Origin of the sequence: Thermogutta sp., assembly GCF_014359955.1 — a bacterium.
Lineage (GTDB): Bacteria > Planctomycetota > Planctomycetia > Pirellulales > Thermoguttaceae > Thermogutta.
The window spans coordinates 1-2305 of record NZ_JACIYL010000711.1; the positions used below are offsets into that span (position 1 = coordinate 1).

Annotated in this window: 2 protein-coding genes; both read right to left on the bottom strand. The window is 55.4% G+C overall.

All coding sequences use genetic code 11. From position 1 onward, the window contains the following. Positions 1-87 precede the first annotated feature (87 nt). Positions 88-888 (bottom strand): hypothetical protein, encoded by an 801-nt coding sequence (locus H5U08_RS16130; protein WP_297035377.1) that lies wholly within the window; start codon positions 886-888, stop codon positions 88-90. A gap of 935 nt (positions 889-1823) precedes the next feature. After that, positions 1824-2210, bottom strand: a complete 387-nt coding sequence (locus tag H5U08_RS16135; protein WP_297035380.1) for a hypothetical protein — start codon at positions 2208-2210, stop codon at positions 1824-1826. Positions 2211-2305 lie beyond the last annotated feature (95 nt).

Consider the following 2305-nt stretch of genomic DNA (forward strand, 5'->3'; position numbering starts at 1 on the left):
CCGGCCGCCATCGTTCACCCTCTAAAGGCACAATTGGGGCAACCCCAGCCGTCTATATTTAGATCAGGCATGTCTTTTGATAGTCGACTATTTGCGAAGGATATTCGGTTGCGGTTCCTGAGCAGTTTGGGCAGGGGTATCAGCCACAGGTGCCGCCGGTAGTCCAGCCGATGTTTGAGAGGCAGCGGTCTCTCTCGCGGCGTTTTCATCAACGGGATGAGTATTTGCTTGGGGAACTGCTTGCTGAGACTGAGCGGCCCGACGTTCAATTTCCTGAGAAAGCAACTCGATCTTTCTCAGGGTTTCCGGCATATTTTCGAAGTCTAGAAGGAGGGGTGGCTCGCCCTCAAAAATGACGGTGGCCATTCCGGCGATCCGCCAGCCGTTGGCTTCTTTCCGAAGCATCCAGGTAATCTCGTCGGTGCGCGGTTTTCCCTGGGAATCCAGATCGGTCCAGGTGCTTTTCACCCGGGCCCCGTCCGGCGCCAAGTACTCGACATCATCGAAGACCTCATATCGTGCCGTGTCGCTCCCGACAGGCGCAAATTGTCGATTAAGCTTGCCTGCCTGTTCCCGGGCCAGTTCGCTAAAAAGCTGGATGACTTTCTCATCATCGCCCGTTCGAACGGCCTCGAGAAACACCTTGACGGCAGAAACAGGGTCTGCTGTTTGTGATTTGAGATCGCTCTGCCCAACAGGCCCGGCTTTTTTCTGCATGTCAGAGTTCGACGGGGCAGCCGGCCGAATGGCAGACTGCGATCCGTCCGGTTGAGTTGACGGCTTCTGGCAACCCATCACCAGGACTGCCGCGAAGACAAACACTACAAACCATTCCATGCTGCCCGTTTTATTGCCACTCCGGCAATTGGTGTATCGATCGCCATCCATGGTATTCCTCCGAAGACCCAAATCGCTCCATCTTATCCGCGTCTACCATGCGCAAAGCATGTATCCACCTGTGTGAGAATGCAGTAGTTTGGCCGAGGAATGACACATTTGTCAAGGGAGATTCTTGAGGCCCACGTTGAACCGTTGAAGAAGCGACAGGCCGCGAGCACTTCGCAAAAACATCCTGATTTGCGTTCCTAACCGCATGCGAATTGCTCACCGGTTACCATCTTTCTCCCTCCCCTCAAATGACGGGCTGATTTTGGGGCCTGTCCGGCGGTGCCTCACCACGAAACGCTTCCACTCCACGGAAGTTCCGGTCCGACCGGCAGGAACCCGCGGCAGGATGGTTGGACTGATAAAATAGATCTCGCGGCTCCGTTTGTCGTTCACTGTCCACCGTTTCACGAGTTCGTCGGTTATGGGGCCAATGGCTGGCCGGTGGGCACGACCAGCGTGGCGATCAGGCAACGCGTGCCGTGTCGGATGTGTCCTCGAACTCGCGCCGCGCCGCTTGGCCCGGCCAGGCGGCCTGAATCGCCAGGCCCATGCCACGATGATCGTGTGCAGCGACCTGGAGGAGGTGGCCCAGTGGGACACACACTTGAAAAACGTGTTCGGAGAAAATGTCGAGCGGTCCAGCCTCGCAGGCTTTGTTCGTTGGGTTACAACGAAGGACGGAAGAAGTTTAGCTATCGTCGTGTGGAATGGCCCCCCAAAGTCAGTCCATGAATATTATCTTTACGCCCACGAGCTGGCGCACATCGTGGATCGAGATACGTCCGGCAACAGGATCAGCAACTCAGACGAATGGCAGGCGGCATGGGAATCGGAAAAGGAGGAAATTGTTCATTCCGTTTATCAGCCCGAGCTGAAAAAGCCGGTCCTGCAAAATGCCGCGGAAGGATTCGCCACATTGCTGGCCTTGTATTGGATCAATCCTCGGATTTTTCGGACTCAAAGGCAAACCATACGTCGGTTTTTTGAGGAACGTCGTCTGGTTCATCGCGAGGGGGAGATGTTCGATACATAAGGGGAAAGTACACGGAATAGGGGATTCTGTCTTCAAAGGGCACGTAGTCGGAATAGTCATGGCCCGGAACAGGAACACAGACTGATTCAACGTCTCTTGTTTCCGGGCGGCACCATGTAATTACCTCGACCTTTTCCTTGTGCATGTCCTTATCTGGGACCACCACGTACCATCGGCCTTTGTAAAATCTCCAGGGGCAGCGCCAGCGCCGCCAGCGATAGTGGGCATAGGCCAGGAACACACGGTGCGCCAGCCGCTTGAGAGGGTCCAGAAGAGCTGAGAGCCTCATGGCGCCAACCTCCCGAACTTGTTGAGCGCCGCCTGATGATAGTGGCAGCATTTTGGAAAACCGACCCCTTATATTATCGTCATGAGTCTGGCCGT

Excerpts from the sequence above, each read along its gene's own strand:
- H5U08_RS16130 (WP_297035377.1), bottom strand. The coding sequence starts at position 888 with ATGGATGGCGATCGATACACCAATTGCCGGAGTGGCAATAAAACGGGC.
- H5U08_RS16135 (WP_297035380.1), bottom strand. The coding sequence starts at position 2,210 with ATGAGGCTCTCAGCTCTTCTGGACCCTCTCAAGCGGCTGGCGCACCGT.